Consider the following 18,734-nt stretch of genomic DNA (forward strand, 5'->3'; position numbering starts at 1 on the left):
TTAATACCGTGGTTTTCCTCTGTTTCGTTTGCATCAACTGGACTCGGACCAGGGAGGCGAACGAGTGGGAGACCCTATTCGCCCCATCTACTGCGTGATATTCCTGCTTTCGGGTCCGAATTCCACTCGAAACGAGGGGGTATGTGTACGACGGATGTCAGACGACGATTCAGAACGGACGAGAGCAGATGAGGTCGAGCAGGTGGATACTGACGAGACCGGCGGGTTCTCGAGTTTCGACGGGTCCGAGCTCGCCGACGAGGAGCCGAGCCAGGGGCTGTTCGACGACCTGCTCAGCGGCGAACCGATCTTCGAGAACAAGGAGGTCCTGCGACCGTCCTACACGCCACACGAACTCCCCCATCGGAGCGATCAGATCAACAAGATGGCGACGATTCTCGTCGCTGCGCTCCGCGGCGAAACGCCGTCGAACATCCTCATCTACGGCAAGACCGGAACCGGCAAGACCGCCAGCGCGAAGTTCGTCAGCAAGGAACTCGAGAGCACCTCCCAGAAGTACAGCGTGCCGTGTGACGTCGAGTACATCAACTGCGAGGTCACCGACACCCAGTACCGCGTGCTCGCGCAGCTGGCCAACAAGTTCATCGAGAAGAACGAAGCCCGGATCGACGACCGGATCGACGACCTCGAGTCGCTGCTTGAGGCCGTAGACGAGTACGAGGCCACCAGCGCGGACGCGGACGCCGCCGTTCGATCCGAAATCGAGGGCGACCGCGTCGACGAGGACGATCCGTTCGAATCGGTACTTCCGGACGACGACGAATCGGCTTCGACTGGAACCGAAACCGGCCCGGCCTCTGACGAATCTCCACTCGAAACGGAGGGGTCTTCGAACGAAGCAGGCGGTCCGTCGAACGCGGCTATCGACGACTCGGACCCGACCAGGCGGAACGACCCGAATCGACTACCGGCCGACGGCGACGCACAACGGCCTGACGACGACTTCAACCGCGAGGCTACCGATCTCGACCGAAGCGACACTGGCTCGAGCGACGGCCGATCCGATGACGGCTCGCCGAACCACCCCCTCGCCTCGACGCCGTTCGATTCCCGGGAGGGCGTCGAGGCCGAAATCGAGTCCCTCGAGGCGGACAAGGAGTCCTTCGAGGAGGTCCCGATGACCGGCTGGCCGACCGACCGCGTCTACAGCGTCTTCTTCGACGCCGTCGACTACGACGAGCGGGTCGTCGTCATCATGTTAGACGAGATCGACAAGCTCGTCGAGAAGAGCGGCGACGACACGCTCTACAACCTCTCGCGGATGAACTCCGAACTCGAGAACTCCCGCGTGTCGATCATCGGTATCTCGAACGACCTGAAGTTCACCGACTTCCTCGATCCACGCGTCAAGTCCTCGCTGGGCGAGGAGGAGATCGTCTTCCCGCCCTACGACGCCAACCAGCTGCGGGATATCTTAGAGCACCGCTCGGAGGTCGCGTTCAAGGGCGGCGCCCTCTCCGAGGACGTCATCCCGCTGTGTGCGGCCTTCGCGGCCCAGGAACACGGAGACGCGCGTCGCGCGTTGGACCTCCTCCGGACCGCGGGCGAACTCGCCGAGCGCTCCCAGGCCGAGACGATCGTCGAGGAACACGTCCGCGAGGCCCAGGACAAGATCGAACTCGACCGCGTCGTCGAGGTCGTTCGCACGCTGCCCACGCAGTCGAAACTCGTCCTCTTCGCGATCATCTTACTCGAGAAAAACGGCGTCCACAGCATCAACACGGGCGAGGTGTTCAACATCTACAAGCGCCTCTGCGAGGAGATCGACGCCGACGTCCTCACCCAGCGTCGCGTGACGGACCTCATCAGCGAACTCGACATGCTCGGGATCGTCAACGCCGTCGTCGTCTCGAAGGGCCGCTACGGCCGCACCAAGGAGATCAGCCTCTCCGTGCCGCTCGAGGAGACGGAGGCCGTCCTCCTCTCGGATTCTCGGCTTTCCGATATCGACGACGTCCAGCCGTTCGTCCAGGCGCGGTTCGAGAACTGATCGCGTCCTCGCGTCGGGACTCGCCGATTACATCGAAATTCGCCGAGATCGGTTCTCGAGTCGAAACCGATCTCTATCGGGGTTCGAACGGCGCGAGAATGTTCGAGACGGCGCCGGGAAGCAACGACGCATCGATATACCTCGAGTCACTTCCTCTCCACATGAACCGACGGGCGGTCATCGCCGGGGCGGGATCGGCGACGCTCCTCGCACTCGCCGGTTGCGTCTTCGTCGACGGCAAGGTCGAAGCCGATCGGGGCGACATCGCGGTCGTCATCGACGGCGAGCCGATCGACCTCTCCGCGGATCGCTTCCAGTCCGAACACGTCGAGAACGACTCGATCGAGTTCCACCTTCACGAGGACACCGACGACTGGTTCATGGAGGGCGAGGAGCCGGTCACGTTCGCCGAGGGGATCGATCTCCTCCCTCACTTCGCGTACGCCCAGCGGGACGGCGCCCACGTCGTGACCATCGACGGAACGACGTACGATGGAAGCGAGTCGGGGACGGAACTGGTCTTCCTCGTCGACGACGACCCGATCGATCCGACCGACTACGTGGTCAGCGACGGCGACGATCTTCGCCTCGAGATCACGACTGACGCGGACGTGGGCGACGAGTAACTGATGGGACCGTGTCTGAGCGATCAGCGTGTTCTGCTGTCCGTAGCGTGCTCCGCTTCCGTACATGCTCTGTTATCGTGGCAACGGGGAATGCCACACCCTCCCCAGCCGATTCGCTCACTCCCAGCGGTCGTTCGCTCATCCCTCGCGCGCTGTCATCGTCCGCCCTCACTGTCGTTCGGACGGCCAACAGCGCGCGCCACCGAGGGCTGAGTTCTCGGTTCGACGTCCGCTGTTTCAGCCGGACAGCTAGTAGTCGGCCTCGAGTCGCCCGTTGAGATCAGAAACGTGAGAATGGCGTTTCCTGTATCCCGCTGTCAATCGGTGGGGCCGTAGATCAGTTCCGCCGTCGACCGATAGCCGTAACGGCACCGCCCCCGCAGGCCGCGAGACCGGTCGCGCCGGCGAGAGCGGCCGGGCTGACGGGTGCGTCCGGAGTAGCGGGACTCGAGGCGCCGTCGATGGCCGGCCCCGGCGACGGGGCGAGGATACCGCCGAGGAGTTTGTCGAAGGTCAGGCGGATGTTGCCGAGCCACGGGACCCGGAACATCGCTTTGCCGGTGACCCACTCGGATTTGACGACGGTCGTCGTCGCGCCCCCTGCAATCTGATCGTAGTTGCTGTTCGCATCACCTTTCGTGACGAACCCGTCGTGGGGTGCCGGACAGGTAGTGATGTCCTCGCAGGTGATGTCGCCAGCGATATCCTCGTTGGCCTTGGTCTCGACCCAGTTCTCGCCCTCTTCGACCCTGAAGTGGGCGCGATGGATGATCGGCGTCCGCCGCTCGTTTCCGTTGGGCTGGAAGACGATCACGTCGCCGGGATTGTTGAACTTCTCGTAGCCGCTTTCCTGTCCGCTCTCGAGGGTGACCACGCCGGTGCCGGCGACGGCGCCGTCGCCGACGAACCGCTCGTCCTCGGCGACGAAGATCAGATCACCGGTCTTCATGTTCGGGGTCATACTGGGGCTTTCGACGGCGACCAGCGGCGGCCAGACGCCGCTGACGCCGAACAGTATCAGGCCGATGACGGCGACGATCGCGACGCTGCTGAGCACGTCGCGGACGAAGAGGACGTTCTCGTCGTCGGATCGGAGAAACCAGCGAACGACGCCGTCGTCCTCGATCGTCACGCCGTCGTCGGACGCCGTCGTCGCCGCGGCCGAGCCGTCCCGTCTCGAGTTGGGGTCGGCGGCTGCGTCTCGATCCCCGCGATATCGTTCCCGATCGTCGGGACGGTTAGAATCGGGGGTATCGTCGGGGTCGTCGGAGACGTCACCGGGGCTAGAACCGCTCATCGTCACCCGTTTCGCTGGGCCGTCCAATCAATTTTCTGCTCCGGCGTGTGGCGTCGAATCCCGTCCCCGCTCGCGGAACGCGCCCGTCGTATCCTGCCATTGTGCGAGAATCGTCGGTCTCGGGAATAATGGTACTGGTGGCGGGCTCCCCGCTCCCCCGTCGCAACGTACCCCGGTCGAGGACGCCGATTACGGTACCCTTTTCTCGTCGCTCGCGAATGCGACGCGTGTGCCACTCGAGGCGTCGGCCCGGATCGTCAGCGAACTCACCAGCCGCGGCTACAACGCCGAGCGCGAGGCCGTGACCAAACTCGCGTCGGCCGAGAACCCGCAGGCGGCCCTCGAGCGCGTCGTCGAGGACCTCCCCGAGGACGCGCTGGTCGTCCGGACCGACCACGTCGACTCAACTCTTTTGCGGGGGAACTCGACGGGCCCGAACGCCGACGCGGCTTCCGACTCGCCGGCCGATCCCGCCGTTTCGACTGGAGACGCTACAACCGATCCACCGGCCACGGGCGGGGATGTTCCAGTTGAAACGAAGGGGGGTGGGGGCGCCGACCGATCGGTCGATCCCGCGCTCCGGTCGCTCGAGATCGCCGGCGATATGACCGGCCAGAGCACCGGGACTGGCGAGTACGAGGATTTCGTCGCCGTCTTCCGGGATCGACTCGAGCGACTGGGATCGAAACTCCGCGGGCGGGTCAACCACCGCCCGGCGTCGGCCATTCAGAACATGCCCGGCGGCAGCGACGTCGCGATGGTCGGGCTGGTCAACGACATCCGGTCGACGGCCAGCGGTCACTGGCTGATCGAACTCGAGGACGCGACCGGAACCTTCCCGTGGCTCGTGATGAAGGATCGAGAGTACGTCGATCTGGTCGACGAACTACTCTGCGACGAGGTGCTGGCGATGGAGGGGACGCTGGCGGACGACTCGGGGATCGCCTTCGTCGACTCGATGTACTTCCCCGACATCCCGCGAACGCACGAGCCGTCGACCGCGGACCGCCACGTCCAGGCGGCGCTGATCAGCGACGTCCACGTCGGCAGTGACGAGTTCATGGCCGAGGCCTGGAACCGTTTCGCCGACTGGCTGCACACCGAGCAGGCCCAGCACGTCGAGTACCTCCTGTTGGCCGGCGACATGGTCGAGGGCGTCGGCGTCTATCCCGACCAGGACGAGGAACTCGAGATCGTCGACATCTACGAGCAGTACGAGGCCTTCAGCGAGCACTTAAAGAAGATCCCTGGCGACATCGAGATCGTGATGATTCCGGGCAACCACGACGCGGTCCGACTCGCGGAGCCCCAGCCCGGGTTCGACGAGGAACTGCGGGAGATCATGTCCGCCCACGACCCACAGATCGTGAGCAACCCCTCGACGGTCACCCTCGAGGGCGTCTCCGTCCTGATGTACCACGGCGTCAGTCTGGACGAGGTCATCGCGGAGTTGCCGGAAGAAAAAGCCAGCTACGACGACCCGCACAAGGCGATGTACCAGCTTCTGAAAAAGCGCCACGTCGCCCCGCAGTTCGGGGGCCACACCCGACTCGCCCCCGAAGAGCGGGACTACCTCGTGATGGAGGAGGTCCCCGACATCTTCCACACCGGCCACGTCCACAAGCTCGGCTTCGGGAAGTACCACAACGTGCTCGCCATCAATTCGGGCTGCTGGCAGGCCCAGACCGACTTCCAGAAGAGCGTCAACATTGACCCCGACGCAGGCTACGCGCCCATCGTCGACCTCGACACGCTCGACGTGACCGTCCAGAAGTTCAGTTAGGAACGACTCATCTCGGGTCGCGCCGGCTCACTTAGAGTCTCATCGAATCGTTCCATGTGCTTGTCGCTCAGCCAATATCTGGCAAGTACAGGTTGCATACCGATTCAGGCTGCGAGTAGGAGGTGTGGTGGCGCGCGCTGGCGGCTGGCTGAGCGAAAGCGAGGCCGGCCGCTGAAATCGTGCGAGGGATGAGCGAACGCAGTGAGCGTTAGCGCGGAACCGAAGGTTCCGCGAACCATCCGAACGGGTGCGCAGCACCCGTGAGGAGAAATCGGTTGGGGAGGATGTGGCTATTCCCTATTGCCACGGTAGCAGAGTGTTCGGTTCCGTTCGAATCCTACTTCCGCCCATACCTCGTCACGTGATCGAGTATCAATAGGATCCAGTTTCGACTGCTTGTAACCCGATCGCCTCCTCAGCCGTCCTTCCAGATCAGTCCCTCGACCGTCCCGGTCAACACGGGTTCGTCGCCCGCTCGTTCGCAGACCACGTTGACGCCGATCGCGTACCGATCTTCGCGTTCCTCCACGCTCTCGAACGTCCACGTGCAGGCGATCCGCTGGCCGGTGTAGACCGGCCGACGGAACTCGAGGTCCATCGATCGCGCGAGCACTTCGAGGTCGCCGCCGATCTTCGTCGGCAGGGTCGCGGTCAGCAGGCCGTGGACCATCAGTCGGCCGTCGTCGTCCGGCTCGGTGTGGATCGCCTGTCTGTCGCGGGAGAGCTCCGCGAACCGCTCGACGTCGTCGGTCGTGAACGTCCGCTCGAACGTGTGGGTCTCGCCCTCGACTGGCCGGCTCATGCGGTGTTCTACCCGCTCACACTATATGAGCGCCCATACTTTCCGCGACTCTCGAGCAACGGTCCGACGAGCGCGAGCCGATGACCCGATTTGCTGCCGGCGGTACGTCTATCACCGTCCCTGTGGTAGCCGTCCTCGAACCTCGCGTCTCACTGATTCAGATGCCAGTTTCCGATCGATCGACAGACGCCGACGACCGCGCGACCGCCTTTCGGCCGGCCATCGACGCCCACACGCACCTGTTCCCCGACCGACTGGCGGCCGCCATTCAGCGAACGCTCAGCGCCGAAACCGACTGGGAGTTCTCGACGCCGACGGCTCGAGCCGACATCGAGGACGTCCTCCGCTCGGCGGGCGTCGAGGCCTACGTCACCCTTCCGTACGCCCACGAGCCGGGTCTCGCGAGCGACCTGAACGACTGGCTCCTCGAGCAGGCCGCGGACTCCGACTTCCTGATTCCGTTCGCGACGGTCCACCCCGACGACGAGGAGCCGGCGGCCGTCGTCCGCGAGGCGTTCGAAGCGGGTGCACGCGGCCTGAAGATCCACTGTCCCGTCCAGGAGTGTCGGCCCGCCGATTCCAGGCTCGAGCCCGCACTTGAGGTCGCCGCGGCATACGACCGGCCGATCACCTACCACGGCGGGACGGCGCCGATGTACGAGGGGAGTCCGTACGTGGGTGCGGACGTCTTCGAGGAGTTGCTCGAGTCCTACCCAGGACTTCGGGTCTGCTGTGCCCACATGGGCACCTACGAAACCGACCGATTCCTCGCGTTCGCCCGCGAGTACGACGGCGTCTACCTCGACACAACGTTCGCGATGTCGACGTCCGCACCGGAAACGATGGGGTTCGATCCCTCGTCGATTTCGGACGCGACGCTCGTCGAGTGTTCGGGGTCGATCATGTACGGCTCCGACTTCCCGAATATTCCGTACCCCTATCGGAACGAGCGAGCCGGGTTGCTCGAGCGGGACCTACCCCAGGAGACCGCGCGAGATATCTTCTACCGGACTGCGTGCGAGTATCTGGGCCTCGAGGGCGACGCTATGCTGAACCCAGACTGAATCCGCGCTGTCATCCAGTAATCCGATTCGTCAGTCGGGATCGTAGCGGGTAGATCGGAGTCGGAGCGGGCGGTCGAATCGCCGTCTGCGTCAGTCCTCGGCGTGTTTGCGTTTCAGCGAGAGCGCGGTCCGATCGAACTCGCAGACCAGCGGTTCGTCGGGCTCGTTGACCTTGAACACCTCGACGTGCATGGTCACGATGCCGCGCTCGCCGTCGCTGGTCTCGCGCTTGTCCGTGACTGTCGACTGCACCCGAATCGTGTCGCCGTGGAACACCGGCTCGGGGTGCTCGACGTTGTCGTAGGAGAGGTTAGCGACGATGGTCCCGTCGGTCGTCTCGGGGATGGTGATCCCGACCGCGAGGCTCATCGTGTAGAGCCCGTTGACCAGCCGTTCGCCGAAGTCGGTGTCCATGGCGAAGTCGGCGTCCAAGTGCAGCGGCTGCTGGTTCATCGTCATGTCGCAAAAGCGCTGGTTGTCGCTCTCCGTGATCGTCCGTCGCCGTTCGTGTTCGATGGTCTCGCCGACCTCGAACTCCTCGTAGTAGAGTCCTGTCATCGTTCAGAGAATCGTCCCGTGTTTCTTGTCCGGCAGGTCCTTCTCGACGGTCTCGTAGAACGCGAAGCGGGCCTCGAGTTCGTCTCGAAGCTCGCTGGGCGGCACGATCTCATCGATGATGACCTCGCTGGCCATCCGGTGGACGTCGATGTCCTCGCGGTACTCCTCGCGGAGTTCCTGCTCCTTCTGTGCGCGCTCCTCGGGATCGTCGATCGCGGCCAGCTTGTTCGCGTAGACGGCGTTGATCGCCGCCTCGGGGCCCATGATCGCGATCTCGCCGCTGGGAAGCCCGAGCACGCTCTCGGGGTCGTAGGCGGGACCGGACATCGCGTAGATCCCCGCACCGTAGGCCTTCCGGACGACCACGGACTGCTTGGGCACCGTCGCCGACGACGTCGCGTAGATCATCCGCTTGCCCTGCTCGAGGATCCCCTCCTTCTCGACTCCGGAGCCGGCCATGAAGCCGGGCGTGTCACACAAATAGAGCAGCGGCACGTCGTAGGCGTCGCAGGTCCAGATGAACTGCGCGGCCTTCTCCGCGGCGTCGGGGAAGATCGCCCCGGCCCGCTGTTTCGGCTGGTTGGCGACGATACCGACGGGCCGGCCGTCGATGCGGGCGAAGGCGGTGATGATCTCGGAACCGTACTCGGGGCGGAGCTCGAGCACCGAGTCGGCGTCGACGACGCGCTCGATGACGTCGAACATGTCGTAGCCGCGGTTCGGCGCCTGCGGCACGACGGAGTCGATTCCGGCGGGCGACCGTTCCGGTGCTCGTCCCTCGGTCTGTGGCGGTTTCTCGTCCGCGTTATCCGGCAGGTAGCCGATCAGCTTCGCGACGAGTTCGCGGGCGTGTTCCTCGTCTTCGGCGATCAAATCGGCGCTCCCGGAGTGGCGTGCGTGGACGTCGGGCCCCCCTAACTCGTCGAGATCGATCTCCTCGCCGGTGACCATCTCGACCATCCGCGGGGAGGCGATGGCCATCGCGGACATGTCCCGGACCATGACGGTGAAGTCCGCGAAGACGGGCGTGTAGGCGGCGCCGGCGATGCAGGGCCCGTAGAGCACGCAGATCTGGGGCACTCGGCCGGAGAGCATCGAGTGGTTGTAGTAGTACTTCCCGATGCCCTCGCGGTTGGCGAAGAAGCCCGTCTGCTGGTCGATCCGGCCGCCCGAGGAGTCCATCAGGTAGAGCACCGGTTTGCCCGTCTTCAGCGCGCGCTGTTGCATCCGAAGGAACTTCTCGACGCCCTTCTCGGCCATCGAGCCCGCCTTGACAGTGAAGTCGTTGGCCATGAAGTGAACGTCCCGGCCCTCGAACTCCGCGGCGCCGGTAATGAGGCCGTCCGCCGGCAATCGGTCTCCCGACTCCGCCTCGCCCTCTCGTCCGCTGGGATGCCACGAATCGAAGTTGGCGAACTTGCCGTCCTCGAACTGCAGGCCGTTCTCTCCGAACCAAAGGTCCAGTCGGTCCCGGACGAACAGCTTCCCCTGCTCGGAGAGCCGGTCGCGGTACTTCTCGGGGCCGCCCTCGAGAATGTCGTCGATTTCCTCCCGAAGTGTCGCTTCGCGGTCGGTCGGCCCGAGATCGTCGCCGGATGACGCAGCATTTTTGGAGCCGCCGTCGCCGGCGGCCGCGGCGTCGATCGCCTCCGCAGCGGCCTCGCTCGCATCGGTCAGGATCTCGCTCTCGTCCGGCGCGGCCGTCGCGAGGAGGTCGTCGCCCCGTTTCGGGTAGAGCTCAACCTCCTCCCCGAAGTGGGACGCCAGCGCCTTTGCGATCGCCTGTGCCTCCTGGTCCGTCGCGGCGGTGTTGACTCTGAGTTCCATACGAGTTCCGTTAGGTGGGTTCTACGAGGGGGGCGTTCTTATCGGCTGTGGCGATTATTGCCACCTGACTCGTCGCCGTCGGCCGGCCGTCGGGTTCGCGCTCGAGCATGCTCAGTACGATTTCGGGAAGCCGAGTTGCTGACCGATGTGGTTGTAGGCCATCTGCTGGGAGACGGGCGCGAGTCGGGTGAGGTTGATCTCGCGCCACCAGCGTTCGACGTCGTACTCTTTCGCGTATCCCCAGCCGCCGAAGGCCTGCATCGCGTGCTTGACGGCCTCGATTCCGGCGTCGACGGCCGTCGCCTTCGCGACGTTCGTCTCGTAACCGCACTCTTCACCCTGATCGTAGAGCCACGCGGCCTTCTCGCGCATCAGCGCGGCGGTCTCCATCTTCGCGTAGGCCTCCGTGATCGGGAACGAGACGGCCTGATGGGTGCCGATCGGCGCGCCGAAGATCTCGCGGTCGTTGCTGTACTCGATCGCGGCGTTCGCGGCGAGTTTGCCGATCCCGGTGCCCGCGGCCGCGAAGCCGATCCGCTCGGGGTTGAGCATGTCTACGAGCACCCACCAGCCGTCGTCCTCGTCGCCCAGCAGGTTCTCGGCCGGGACGCGGACGTCCTCTATGAAGACCTCGCAAGACTTCGAGTAGTTGATCGCGTGTTTGGGAATCGGCGAGACGTCGATATTCGGGTCGTCCATGTCGACGACGAAGAGGCTGATGCCGTCGGTGCCCCGCTCGACCTCGTCTCGAGGGGTCGTTCGCGTCACGAGGATCATGTTGTCTGCTCGATCGGAGAACGTGATCCACGCTTTCTTTCCGTTGAGGACGTACTCGTCTCCGTCCCGCTCCGCTCGAGTCGCGACGTTCAACGTGTTCGTGCCCGCTTCCGGCTCCGTAATGGCGATCGAGAAGTTGCGCTCTCCCGTCGCGATATCGGTCAGGTACCGCTCCTTCTGCTCGTCGGTCCCGTACTCCCGGAGACCGACCGCGGCCATGCCGGCGGTCAGCACCAGGTACCACGTGCCGGCCATGCCACAGCCCTCGGCACAGAGGGTCTCCATCGCCAGCCCCATCTCTTCCATTCCCATGCCGGCCCCGTCGTACTCCTCGGGGACCAACAGGCCGTGAAAGCCCGCCTCGCCGAGCTCGTCCCAGAACTCGGTCGAGAACTCGCCGGCTTCCTCCTTCTCGCGCCAGTGCTCCGGTCCGTACCGGTCGGCGATTTCCGTCGCCGTCTGTCGGATCAGTTTGCGTTCTTGCGTGTCTTCGAAGTTCATGGTCTGTCTCGTCTCGACTCCGGGTCTCTGTCGTCCGGAATCACGTTGGAATTGCTCGGTTACTCCTCACGCTCGCCTCGAGCGCGGCCTCAGGTCGCTTCTGCCTCCTCCTCGACTTCGTCCTGCAGCTCCGTCCGGCGGATCTTCCCGGTGACCGTCTTCGGCAGCTCGTCGCGGAACTCGATCTCGCGGGGGTACTCGTGGGCCGAGAGCTCCTCTTTGACGTGGGTTCGGATGTCCTCCTTCAGCTCCTCGGAGGGGGTCGCGCCCTCGCTGGGGACGATGTAGGCTTTCACGATGTTGCCCCGCTCCCGGTGGGGTTTCGGAACGACGGCGGCCTCGGCGACGGCCTCGTGTTCGCCCAGCGAGCTCTCGACCTCGAAGGGGCCGATCCGGTAGCCCGACGAGAGGATGACGTCGTCGGCCCGGCCCTCGAACCAGAAGTAGCCGTCCTCGTCCAGATGAGCCAGATCGCCCGAGAGGTACCACTCGCCGTCGGGGCCGTCGACGAAACAATCCGCGGTCTTGTCGGGCTTCTCCCAGTACTCCGCGAAGAAGCAGGGGTAATCCCCGCGCTGGGCGATCTCGCCCGTTTCGCCGGGCTCGAGCACCTCGCCAGTCTCCGGATCTACGACGGCGGCCTCGATGCCGGGCAACGGTTTCCCCATCGAGCCCGGCCGGACCTCCATCGTCGGGTAGTTGTTGATGATCATGTTGCCAGTCTCCGTCTGGCCGTAGGTGTCGTGGACGGTGACGCCCAGCGTCTCCTCGCCCCACTCGACGACGCCCGCCGAGAGCGGTTCGCCGATCGAGAGCGCGTGGCGCAGGTCCAGCGAGACGTCCTCGAGGACGTCCTCGTGTTCTCGGAGCATCCGATAGGCCGTCGGCACGGAGAACAGGACGCTGATCGGGTAGGTATCCAGCAGGTCAGCCCACGTCTCGGGGTCGAACTCGCCCTCGTAGGTGAACAAGGCAGTTCCCCAGAACCAGGCGCCGAGCGTGTTGATCGGCCCGGTCAGCCAGCCCAGATCGCCGGTCGACCAATAGCAATCGCCCTCCTGGAGGTCGACGGCGTACTTCTGGGTGGCCGCGACGCCCAGCACCCACCGGTGTTCGTGCAGGACGCCCTTCGCGAGCCCGGTCGTCCCGCTGGTGTAGTACAGCAGCGCGTCGTCCTCGGCGCCGGTGTCGGCCGGTTCGTACTCGCGGCTCGCGGTCTCCATCGCCGCGCGGTAGCTGACGTCGCCCCGTCGGAGTCCCCGCCCGTCGTCGCTGACGACGATGACGTGCTCGACCGAGGGCGCGTTCTCGAGCGCGTCCGCGACGGTGTCCCGATTATCGGCGGTCGTCACGATCGCCGTCGCGTCGCAGTCCGACAACCGATACGAGATTCCGTCGGGGCCGAACCGCTCGTTGATCCCGCCGAAGACGGCCCCACGCTTGAGCGTCCCGATCAGCGCGACGTAGTGTTCGGGGATCCGCGGCATGTACGAGAAGACGCGGTCGCCCCGCTCGATCCCGAGGTCCTCGAGGACGTTCGCGAATCGGTTCGTCGCCTCGGCGAGTTCCCAGAAGGTCGTCGTGGTCAACTCGCCGTCCTCGCTCACCTGATAGAGCGCGACTTTTTCCTTGTTCTCGGCGTGGCGGTCACAGACCTCGTGAGCGACGTTCAGTTCCCCGGGCGCGTCCCAGTCGGCCGCTTCCTCGATGTCCTCCCAGGCGAAGCCGTCGCAGACCTGCTCGTAGTCGGGCATATTGTGTTCTGATACCATACCACGATCGCCACCGCTTTCGGCAATAATTGCTACGCATAGTTACGGACTCGAGCTCGTCGATAAAAACAGTCTGTAGCGCGACGGTCCGTTACGAGTCGTCCTCGCCGTCGACGACCAGTCGCCGCTCGACGTAGTCGGTCAGTTCGCGGCGCACGGCGTCGACTGCCTCCTCGCTCCCCGTCGTCACGTGCTGGGACTGCGCACCGTCGATCGTCGCCGAGATGAACGCGGCCGTCTGCTCCGGATCGACCTCCCGAAAGACCCCTTGCTCGATCCCGTCGCGGACGATGTCGGCGACGTGCTCGCGGAAGAACGCGTCGGTGTCCGCGAACTGCTCCCAGTAGGCCTCGTCGTACGGCGCCTGCCCGCGGAGCGCGGTCATCGCGCCGACGAAGTCGACGTGTTCGTCGTTGGACTCTGCCAGAGGTTGCTCAACGAGGGTCAGCAAGTGGTCGCGAGCGTCCTCGAAGTCGTCGTCTGACGGTACGTCAGCCTTGAACCGCTCGAGGAGGAACTCGAGGAAGGCCACGAGCAGGTCGTCCTTGCCGTCGTAGTGCTGATAGATGAGCGACTTGCTCTTGGGGAACTCGTCGCCGATGCGCTGGATGGTCAGGTCCGAGTAGCCGTGTGTCCGGAGCGCCTCGTAGGTCGCGCGCATCATCTCGCCGCGCGTCTCGTCGGACGCGGACTCGAAGGGATCGGGTGCATCCATATGAATGAATATTCATTCACAAGCTATATGGCTTGCTACTCCGTCCGTGTTCCTGTGAGCGAGATGAACTCAATCGACGCCCAGCACGTCGAACTGACGTACGCGGACGGGACGGCGGCCGTCACCGACCTCGTGCTCGAGGTTCCGGAGGGCGAGTTCTTCGGCTTCCTCGGCGCGAACGGGGCCGGGAAGACGACGACCATCAAGATCTTCGCGACGCTGTTGAAACCGACGGGCGGCACCGTCACGGTCAACGGCTACGACGTCGAGGCCGAGCCCCGGTCGGTCCGCGAGTCGATCGGCTACATGGCCCAGGAGACGAGCGTCGATCCCGAACTCACGGCCCGCGAGAACATCCGCTTCGCCTGCGAGGCCTACGGCGTGCCGGCCGCCGACCGCGGTGAGCGGATCGACGACCTGCTCGACCTCGTCGACCTGGCCGACGTCGCGGACAAGGTCGCCAAGGACTTCTCCGGCGGGATGAAAAAGCGCCTCGACGCCGCGACCGCGCTGGTCCACGAGCCGCCCATCGTCTTCTTAGACGAGCCGACCACCGGACTCGACCCGAAGGCCCGCAACCGGCTCTGGGACTACTTCGAGCGCATCAACGACCGTGGAACGACGGTCTTCCTGACGACCCAGTATCTGGAGGAGGCCGACCAGCTCTGCGACCGCATCGGCGTCATTCGGGACGGGACGATCGTCGCCGACGGCACGCCCGCCGAACTCAAGGACCGCGTCGGCGGCGCCGTCCTCGAGGTCGAACTGGCCAACGCGGACCCTGACGCAGAGGCGCTCGAGCGGGCCCGCGAGGTCGCCCTCGAGGCGGCCCTGTTCGACGACGCGTCGATCGAGGTCACCGACGGGGGGCTCAGCGTCCGCTCGACGGCGGCCCGCCAGCGCGGTCCGGAACTGCTCGTCGCGCTGAAGGAGGCCGACGTTCCGGTCACCGGGTTCAACGTCCGCGATCCGACGCTCGACGACGTCTTCCTCGCGATCACCGGTGAGGGGCTCGACGAGGAGGAGGCGACGACGACCGAGACTGCGGGCGGGAGCGGTGCCTCGGACGCGACCACGGAGGTGGGCCGATGAGCACCGACGCCGAGACCGGGAGCGCCAACACCGACCGCGGACGGACGACCGCCGGCAACGGCTTCGTTCGAGACACGTGGATCAACCTGAAGCGGTGGCTGATCAAGACCACCCGGAACCCGTTCGTGATGACCGTCTCGCTGTTGAATCCGATCATCTTCCTCGTCCTCTTTACGGAGGTGTTCGGCGGGGTTACGGAGGGCGCCGTCAGCCAGAGCCTCGGCACGGAGGCGAGCTACGTGACCTTCCTCGTGCCGGCGATCGTGATCCAGACGGCGCTAATTGGCGCAACGACCTCCGGGATCGGCCTCGTCGACGACATCGAGAACGGGATGTTCGAGAAGGTCCTCGTCTCCCCGATGCATCGAGGGGCGATCTTCCTCGGAAAGTCCCTCTCCGAAGTGCTGCGCATCGTCGTCCAGATCGGGATCATCCTCACGCTCGGGTACGTCCTCCTCTATCTGGACGCGGGCGCGCCGCTGACCGATTACGTCGAGACCGGCGTCCTCGGCGCGCTCGGAATCGTCGCCGTCGGGATCGTGTTCTCGATCTGGTTTACCGCACTCTCGAACGTCGTGGCGCTCGTCACCCGCGATCAGGAGTCGACCATCATCGCGGTCAACCTGCTGCAGTTCCCCCTGCTGTTCCTCTCGAGCGCCTTCCTCCCGATCGAGGTGCTCCCGGAGTGGGTCCAGACGATCGCCGCGCTCAACCCGATCACCTACGGCGTCGACGCTGCCCGCGCCCTGATGTTCGGCAAAGACGTCATGACGGTCCTCGAGGTATCGGCCTTCGGCGGTATGTGGAACACGCTCGTCCCCGCGCTGGCGGTGCTCGGCGCGCTCGACCTCGTTCTGGGGGCCGTCGCCGTCCACTTCCTGAACAGCGCCTCGAGTTCCGACGTGCAATAGGCGCTGTCGGACGCACTCGAGTGTCGTCCTCCGATTTCGCTGGCCGTCGTTCTCCTCGTCTCAGTTCACGTTCGGGGTCGTGCGACGGTGTGCGCTGCCGATCGCGTCTGAACGGAGTGAAGACCGATCGACGACGCCGTGCGAGGTCCCCGAAGCGTGGTGACCGCTGTTTCTACTGAACAATCGAGACTCGAGTCGCCGCGACTAACGCGACGGTGTGTCCGACCACCGTCGCTCGGCCTCGAGTCTGCGTTCGCGACTCGAGTCTAGGGCTCGAGTCGGAACCGCGTCGTCGGCGCGCCGTCGAACCGCGGGCCGCGCCCGCGCCGCTCGAACCCGAGTTCCTCGGCGGCGTCTTCGATGGCCTCCGAGTCGGGCGAGACCAGGAGTTCGACGGCCATCGATTCGCGTTGCGCGAAGCGGACCGGTTCGCCGAGGAGTTGCTTGCAGGCCTCGCTCGTGCCGTCGAGCTGGGTGACGTGGACGGTGTCCTCGCGGGCGTCGAAACTGATGAAGCCCAGCAGGTCCTCCGGATCGGAGCCGTCGAACTGCGAGTCCGACACGTCGGCGTTAGGGTCGTGCGTGCCGTCCTCGGCGACGCGGACGGTTCGGTCGTGAACCAGATTCCGCATCACGTCCGTCGGCGAGTCGGCGATCGACGCCAGCGCGTCCGCGTCGGCCTCGAGTGCGTCCCGTACGTTCATCAGCGTGTGGTAATGACACCCACAAATATAAATCCCGGCTGCGTCGGCGGGGCGGCGACCCGCTGCAACCGGCCGCCGTCGGGGACTCTCGTCGGCGCTGACATGTGTGCGTTCGATCGTCTGCGGTAAAAACGCGGGCGATGGGACACAGTTATCTGCCCGCTCTGGTAACGGTCTGGCATATGAGCGAAGTTATCGTCACGCGAGCCGCGGACGAGGTGTCAGTATGCGCGTAGTCGCCAAGTTCGGTGGAACGAGCCTCGGCAGCGGGGATCGGATCAACCGCGCCGCCGACTCGGTCGCCGCCGCCGTCGAGGACGGCCACGAGATCGCCGTCGTCGCCAGCGCGATGGGGTCGACCACCGACGATCTCCTCGACGAGATCACGTTCGAGACCGACGAGGAGGACCGCGCCCAGATCGTCAGCATGGGCGAGCGAACCTCGGTGCGGATGCTCAAGGCCGCGCTCTCCGCGCGGGGCATCGACGCGACCTTCTTAGAGCCCGGCGGCGACGACTGGCCGGTCGTCACCGACGAGTACGGCGAGGTCAACGTCGAGGAGACGAAAAAGCGCGCCCTCGAGGTCGCCGGGGAGATGGACGCGACGGTCCCGGTCATCACTGGCTTCCTCGCCGAAGGGCCCGACGGCTCGATCACGACGCTCGGCCGCGGGGGTAGCGACACCACGGCGGTCATGATGGGTAAGTACATGGACGCCGACGAGGTCGTCATCGTCACCGACGTCGAGGGCGTCATGACCGGCGACCCCCACGTCGTCGAAGGAGCCCGGAACGTCGGCGAGATTTCGGTCGACGAACTGCGGAACCTCTCGTTCCGCGGGGCCGAAGTCGTCGCGCCCTCCGCGCTGTCCTACAAGGACGGCGAACTCGACGTCCGCGTCGTCCACTACCAGCACGGTGACCTGCTCTCCGGCGGGACGAGCATCGAGGGCGAGTTCAAGAACCTCGTCGACCTCCGCGAGCGCCCCCTCGCGTGTCTGACCGTCGCCGGGCGCGCGATCCGCAACCAGCCCGGCATCTTCAACCACCTCTCGGAGGCCCTGGCCGAGAGCGACGTCAACATCGACGCCGTCGCCAGCGGGATGGACACCGTCACGTTCTACATCGACGAGGAGGAGGCCGAACGCGCCGAGAACATCCTCCACCGCGAGGTCATCGCCCGCGACGAACTCTCCTCGGTCACCGTCGACTCGCCGGTCGCCGTCGTCCGCGTCACCGGCGGCGAACTCCCCAATCAGCCGGGAATCATCAGCGAGATCGTCAATCCCCTCTCCGAAGCGCGGATCCACCTCAACGACATCATCACCAGCGCGACCAGCGTCGCCCTGTTCGTCGACTGGGAGGACCGCGAGGAAACGCTCGAGCTGACCCAGAACCTCTTCTAGGCGGTCCGAGCGCCTCGAGTCGAGGTCGAACCGATTTCGTCGGTCGATTTCACGACGACGTTCTCGCCAGCGTGACAGTGTTTTAGTCGTCGACTAGCCGATCGAAATCTCGGTAACCGGGTCGTAACGAAGGGGGATGGCACGGCAGTCACTGTCATGAGCACGGAGCAGACGGACGCAGAGGCGTTCGAAGACATCGACCCTGATCCCGACGCCGTTCTCGACGAGTTCGGCGTGGACTCGCCCGACGAACTCGTCGCCGCCGGCGGCGCACACGATACGATTCCGGACGACGCGATCGATGTCGACGATACCACCGCTGCCGAACTGTTCGCCGACCTCGAGGTCCAAGCCACCGAGGCTCGAGCGCTCGAGGGCCGGCAATCCGCCGACGACGCGATCGATACCGACGCGTCCGACGGTTCGACCGACGACGAATCGCCGCCGGAATTCGAGGAGTTCGAGGCGGCCTTCGTCGGCGATCCGTCGGTCGCCGGCCGCGAGGACGAGGGGCTCGTCGAGTCGACGGCCGCCGAACTCAACGCCGTCGCCGAGCGCGTGTTCAGGTCCGACGAGGCGGCCGCTGACGACGAAGTCGGCGAGACACCCGCTGATGATGAGGCCGACGCGCTCCTCGAGTCGGGAGTGATAACCGAAGCCGAAGCGCCGACCGATTCCGAAGAACCGACTGGCGGGAACGCGGGCGACGGCGGACCGGTGGCAGACGTCCGAGACGATGCTCGAAGCGACGATTCCGGTTCCGACCGGACGCTCACCGTCTCTCGGGCGACGGACGGGATGGAACTCGTCGGCCCCGAGCCGACGACGACGCGAGTCGAGAACGACGTCTTCGGTTGCGCCGGTGCGGACGAGTGCTGATCTCGACGGA

Annotated in this window: 16 protein-coding genes; 8 read left to right on the top strand and 8 right to left on the bottom strand. The window is 65.3% G+C overall.

Features of this window, described 5'->3' with window-relative positions:
- Positions 1–154 precede the first annotated feature (154 nt).
- Together HTUR_RS00005 and HTUR_RS00010 are read left to right on the top strand one after the other, a co-directional pair.
- Positions 155–2,011 carry an ORC1-type DNA replication protein gene (locus HTUR_RS00005; protein ID WP_012941235.1) on the top strand — a complete coding sequence of 619 codons (1,857 nt, stop codon included), beginning with the start codon at positions 155–157 and terminating at the stop codon, positions 2,009–2,011.
- A 161-nt stretch (positions 2,012–2,172) separates the two neighbouring features.
- Complete coding sequence (locus HTUR_RS00010) at positions 2,173–2,637, top strand: hypothetical protein (protein ID WP_049941808.1); 465 nt, start codon at positions 2,173–2,175, stop codon at positions 2,635–2,637.
- Positions 2,638–2,974: 337 nt separating this feature from the next.
- Here HTUR_RS00010 and HTUR_RS00015 read toward each other — a convergent pair whose 3' ends face one another.
- A complete protein-coding gene (locus HTUR_RS00015) occupies positions 2,975–3,934 on the bottom strand; it encodes a S26 family signal peptidase (protein ID WP_012941237.1) in 960 nt (319 codons plus the stop codon).
- A 229-nt stretch (positions 3,935–4,163) separates the two neighbouring features.
- Between HTUR_RS00015 and HTUR_RS00020 the strand changes: the two genes are divergently transcribed.
- Entirely contained in the window at positions 4,164–5,717 is a 1,554-nt protein-coding gene (locus HTUR_RS00020; RefSeq protein WP_012941238.1) for a DNA-directed DNA polymerase II small subunit, read from the top strand.
- 415 nt (positions 5,718–6,132) lie between these two features.
- Here HTUR_RS00020 and HTUR_RS00025 read toward each other — a convergent pair whose 3' ends face one another.
- Positions 6,133–6,519: a MaoC/PaaZ C-terminal domain-containing protein gene (locus tag HTUR_RS00025; protein ID WP_012941239.1), complete on the bottom strand. Its 387-nt coding sequence runs from the start codon at positions 6,517–6,519 to the stop codon at positions 6,133–6,135.
- A 161-nt stretch (positions 6,520–6,680) separates the two neighbouring features.
- Here HTUR_RS00025 and HTUR_RS00030 point away from each other — a divergent pair, with 161 nt between their 5' ends.
- Complete coding sequence (locus tag HTUR_RS00030) at positions 6,681–7,583, top strand: amidohydrolase family protein (protein ID WP_012941240.1); 903 nt, start codon at positions 6,681–6,683, stop codon at positions 7,581–7,583.
- Between the two features lie 90 nt (positions 7,584–7,673).
- Here the strand turns inward: HTUR_RS00030 and HTUR_RS00035 are convergent, their stop codons facing one another.
- From HTUR_RS00035 to HTUR_RS00055, 5 genes are all read right to left on the bottom strand, one after another.
- The gene (locus HTUR_RS00035; RefSeq protein WP_012941241.1) at positions 7,674–8,141 is read right to left on the bottom strand and encodes a MaoC family dehydratase; all 468 of its coding nucleotides are present in this window, start codon (positions 8,139–8,141) and stop codon (positions 7,674–7,676) included.
- A 3-nt stretch (positions 8,142–8,144) separates the two neighbouring features.
- A complete protein-coding gene (locus HTUR_RS00040) occupies positions 8,145–9,968 on the bottom strand; it encodes an acyl-CoA carboxylase subunit beta (RefSeq protein WP_012941242.1) in 1,824 nt (607 codons plus the stop codon).
- 111 nt (positions 9,969–10,079) lie between these two features.
- The gene (locus tag HTUR_RS00045; protein ID WP_012941244.1) at positions 10,080–11,246 is read right to left on the bottom strand and encodes an acyl-CoA dehydrogenase family protein; all 1,167 of its coding nucleotides are present in this window, start codon (positions 11,244–11,246) and stop codon (positions 10,080–10,082) included.
- A gap of 89 nt (positions 11,247–11,335) precedes the next feature.
- Positions 11,336–13,018, bottom strand: coding sequence for an acyl-CoA synthetase (locus tag HTUR_RS00050; RefSeq protein ID WP_012941245.1), 1,683 nt, complete (start codon positions 13,016–13,018; stop codon positions 11,336–11,338).
- 91 nt (positions 13,019–13,109) lie between these two features.
- On the bottom strand, positions 13,110–13,733 hold the full coding sequence (locus HTUR_RS00055; protein WP_012941246.1) for a TetR/AcrR family transcriptional regulator: 624 nt from the start codon (positions 13,731–13,733) through the stop codon (positions 13,110–13,112).
- Between the two features lie 63 nt (positions 13,734–13,796).
- On the opposite strand from HTUR_RS00055, the gene HTUR_RS00060 reads away from it, so the two are divergent.
- Positions 13,797–14,825, top strand: a complete 1,029-nt coding sequence (locus HTUR_RS00060) for an ATP-binding cassette domain-containing protein (protein ID WP_081443479.1) — start codon at positions 13,797–13,799, stop codon at positions 14,823–14,825.
- Complete coding sequence (locus tag HTUR_RS00065; protein ID WP_012941248.1) at positions 14,822–15,736, top strand: ABC transporter permease; 915 nt, start codon at positions 14,822–14,824, stop codon at positions 15,734–15,736. Before HTUR_RS00060 ends, HTUR_RS00065 begins: the two co-directional genes overlap by 4 nt.
- 266 nt (positions 15,737–16,002) lie before the next feature.
- Here HTUR_RS00065 and HTUR_RS00070 read toward each other — a convergent pair whose 3' ends face one another.
- Positions 16,003–16,440, bottom strand: a complete 438-nt coding sequence (locus HTUR_RS00070) for a hypothetical protein (RefSeq protein ID WP_012941249.1) — start codon at positions 16,438–16,440, stop codon at positions 16,003–16,005.
- A gap of 226 nt (positions 16,441–16,666) precedes the next feature.
- Here HTUR_RS00070 and HTUR_RS00075 point away from each other — a divergent pair, with 226 nt between their 5' ends.
- Together HTUR_RS00075 and HTUR_RS00080 are read left to right on the top strand one after the other, a co-directional pair.
- On the top strand, positions 16,667–17,845 hold the full coding sequence (locus tag HTUR_RS00075; RefSeq protein WP_012941250.1) for an aspartate kinase: 1,179 nt from the start codon (positions 16,667–16,669) through the stop codon (positions 17,843–17,845).
- A 156-nt stretch (positions 17,846–18,001) separates the two neighbouring features.
- On the top strand, positions 18,002–18,724 hold the full coding sequence (locus HTUR_RS00080) for a hypothetical protein (protein WP_012941251.1): 723 nt from the start codon (positions 18,002–18,004) through the stop codon (positions 18,722–18,724).
- The last annotated feature ends 10 nt before the right edge of the window (positions 18,725–18,734 follow it).

It is taken from the genome of Haloterrigena turkmenica DSM 5511 (assembly GCF_000025325.1).
Classification (GTDB): domain Archaea; phylum Halobacteriota; class Halobacteria; order Halobacteriales; family Natrialbaceae; genus Haloterrigena; species Haloterrigena turkmenica.